The sequence below is a fragment of the Streptomyces sp. URMC 123 genome (assembly GCF_051386515.1).
Lineage (GTDB): Bacteria > Actinomycetota > Actinomycetes > Streptomycetales > Streptomycetaceae > Streptomyces.
The window spans coordinates 1-419 of record NZ_JBPQTV010000719.1 but is presented as its reverse complement, the minus strand read 5'-3'; the positions used below and the strand labels follow the sequence as shown (position 1 = coordinate 419).

Sequence of the window (419 nt, the reverse complement as noted above, 5' to 3'; positions counted from 1 at the left end):
GGACGGTCGCCGAGTGCGTGATCGATTACCAGCGCTCCGCGCCCCATCTCGCGGAGCGGTTCGCGGAGTGCGACCTGTTCATGGAGCGCTTTCCCCGGGTGTGTCTGAACCGGCTGCAGTTGCGGAACAACCGGCACATGGTGAACCTGGACGACCCGCTCAGCACGATCCAGGTGTCCGGAACCCTGGACAACCCCATCGCCCGCTTCCGCCCCGCGGTCACGTGAGCGTCGGCCGGCGGGCGTGAGGCGTCAGGCGTACGGGGCGCGCGGAGCGAACGGCGCGAGCGGGTTGGCGGTCCGCACCACGAAGCGGAAGGCGCTGACCGGGTCCTGGAAGTCGACCATCTGCCGGTTGTCCGCCAGTTGCAGCCGGTTGTGGCAGGACAGCGAGAACGGCTCGGCGAACAGGTCGCACTC

Annotated in this window: 1 protein-coding gene; it reads left to right on the top strand. The window is 69.0% G+C overall.

The window, feature by feature from the left end:
• The coding region (locus ACSNOD_RS31775; protein ID WP_436770524.1) for a ferric iron reductase at positions 1-227 on the top strand (227 nt) is incomplete at its 5' end.
• Between the last annotated feature and the right edge of the window lie 192 nt (positions 228-419).